The 2,713-nt window shown below is 54.7% G+C and carries 3 protein-coding genes; all 3 read left to right on the top strand.

Annotation, left to right across the window (positions count from 1 at the left end; all coding sequences use genetic code 11):
• Positions 1-1,203, top strand: a 1,203-nt coding sequence (locus tag KDK19_RS02605) for an ankyrin repeat domain-containing protein (RefSeq protein WP_257288626.1), incomplete at its 5' end; no start/stop codon positions are given.
• 159 nt (positions 1,204-1,362) lie between these two features.
• On the top strand, positions 1,363-2,319 hold the full coding sequence (locus KDK19_RS02600) for an ankyrin repeat domain-containing protein (RefSeq protein WP_257291290.1): 957 nt from the start codon (positions 1,363-1,365) through the stop codon (positions 2,317-2,319).
• 214 nt (positions 2,320-2,533) lie between these two features.
• The coding region (locus tag KDK19_RS02595; RefSeq protein WP_257291289.1) for a hypothetical protein at positions 2,534-2,713 on the top strand (180 nt) is incomplete at its 3' end.

The following is a 2,713-nucleotide window of genomic DNA, read 5'->3' as shown; positions in this document are numbered from 1 at the left end:
GTCAATGTCAATGCCGTTTTGAGTGATGATTTCACTGCCCTGATGTTGGCATCTGGCAATGGGCACAAGGACGTCGTCGGACGTCTGATCAACGCCGGGGCGAATATCAACGCCGCCTGTTCGAACGGTGTCACCTCAGTGTATATAGCAGCTCAGATGGGCCATACCGACATTGTGAAAGCCCTGATCGAAGCCGGAGCGGATCTCGCAGCCCGGACTGAGGATGACAACACCGCGCTGTTCATCGCTGCCGGGAAGGGCAACACTGACTGCGTGAAAGTCCTGATCAACGCCGGGGCAGACGTCAACGCTGTCCGGACCTCGGATGGCGCCACCCCGCTGTTCATCGCAGCCCAACAAAATAACAGCGACTGCGTGAAAGCTCTGATCGAAGCGCGGGTGGACCTCAACGCCAGGACTGAAGGTGGCGCCACCCCGCTGTTCATCGCTGCTGCGAAAGGCAATACCGACTGCGTAAAAGCCCTGGTCGAAGCCGGGGCGGATCTCAACGCCCAGACTCAGGATGGTGCTACTCCACTGTTCATGGCTGCAAAAGAAAATAACACCGAGTGCCTGAAAATCCTGATCGAAGCCGAGGCGGATCTCAATATCGCCTTTTCGGATGGTGCCACCCCGTTGTTCGTCGCTGCAGCGAAAGGCAATACCGGCTGTGTACAAGTCTTGATCAAAGCCGGGGCGGATCTCAACACTTCCCGGACTTCGGATGGCGCCACCCCACTTTACATCGCAGCCGAGACGGGCAACACTGACTGCGTGAAAGCTCTGATCGGAGCCGGGGCGGATCTCAACGCCCGGAATCAGGATGGCGCCACCCCGCTCCTGATCGCTGCCGAAATGGGCAACACCGACTGCGTGAAAATCCTGATCGAAGCCAAAGCGGAACTCAATGCTGCCTTGTCGAATGGCGTCACCCCACTGTTCATCGCAGCCTGGAAGGGCAATACCCACTGCGTAGATGTCCTGATCAACTTCGGGGCGGATCTCAACGCCCAGATTAAGAATGGCTTCACCCCACTGTTCGTCGCTGCCGCGAAAGGCAATACCGACTGCGTGAAAGTTCTGATCAATGCCGGGGCTGATCCCAACGCCGCCTTGTCGAATGGCACTACTCCTCTCTCCATCGCGTCGGAGATGGACAGAACCGACTGCGTGAAAGCCCTGACCGAGGCAGGGGCAAGGTAGGGGGACAGAGGCAAGTATACACGGCTTTCATGCGCTCCCATCTTATGAGTTTTTGAAATGCGTGATGATTTAGCCACAGCAAACTTTGATAGACATACAATAGATGAACTACCCTACATTTTTCGTATCTGACTCGTGCTAACTGATTGACTGACACAGATGTTCACCTTATGGATGGCATTGCTCGCTGCTCTCTTCTCATGGACACTGAAGGCCGATCAATGTCCTATTTGTTTGACTTACTTCCATGAGCAAAGGAAAGCGCCTGTGGTCGTCAAAACCCAATGTTGTCGCCACCGCTTCGATCTGGACTGTATTTCGAAGTGTTTTTTTCATCAGCCCGTCGGCTCTCGCCGTTGTGCAATGTGTCGGCAAGATCCGATGCCTGTCCTGAATGAGAACACCGGTGAGTCTCACCCGGATACATTTTTCCCCGATGAGGCGTTTTATCTTGCCTGTCTCGAAGGGGATCTGGATCAGTTGGTGAAGTCACTGGCAGAGGGAGTCAACGTCAATGCCAATGTGGATAATGATTTAACTGCCTTGATGTTGGCAACCTTTAACGGGCACAGGGACGTCGTCGAACGCCTGGTCAGCGCCGGAGCGAATGCCAACGCCGTCAGTTGGAGTGGTCACACCGCACTGTCAATCGCTGCCCATAAGGGCCATGCCAACATCGTGAAACTCCTGATTGAAGCCGGGGCGGATCCCGACGCCCCCAGGCCCGGGGATTGCCCTATCCCTCTGTTCAGCGCTGCCCAGAAGGGCCATACCGGCATCGTGAAACTCCTGATTGAGGCCGGGGCCGACCTCAACGCCCCCCGGACTATGGATGGCGCCACCTCGCTGCATATCGCTGTCCAGAAGGGCCATACCGACATCGTGAAACTACTGATCGAAGCCGAGGCGGATCTCAATGCCCACCGGACTATAGATGGCACCACCTCGCTGCATATCGCTGCCCAAGAAAATAACACCGACATCGTGAAACTCCTGATCGAAGCCAAGGCGGATCTCAATGCCGCCTTGTCGGATGGAACCACCACACTCTCCATCGCAACCGAGTTGGGCTATACCGACTGCGAGGGAATGCTGACCTTCGCCGGGGCAAGGTAGGGAACAGAGACAGTTAAGGAAACAAAAGAGAGGCGTTATCTTATCCGGAAAACACGGCTTTCAGGTGTTAAGTTGATCGACAAGAGACGGTGAAAAGTCGAGATCCTGACAGGGCTGAAAGCTTCTCTGGGGCAGTTGAGGACTATTAACTGGGTAACTTGAGTTATTTTCTTGATCTATCCTTCCTCTCTTCACACCAGAATGCAAGGGTAGAATGATTAAGCACCCATTCTTTGCAGCACCACTTTTACTCATGACATTGTCTGTCGTCAGTCAGGCTCAACCGCTGACAAGGCGTTTGCAAGCTCAGGAAGCCACCGCCCGCCCTACAGGCTCTTTCAACAGCTACCTTTATTCTGACTCTGCCGGTGGTAAAGGAGGCTCACAGCAACAT

It is taken from the genome of Endozoicomonas sp. ONNA1, from assembly GCF_024606325.1.
Lineage (GTDB): Bacteria > Pseudomonadota > Gammaproteobacteria > Pseudomonadales > Endozoicomonadaceae > Endozoicomonas_A.
This window is presented reverse-complemented; position numbering and strand designations above follow the sequence as displayed.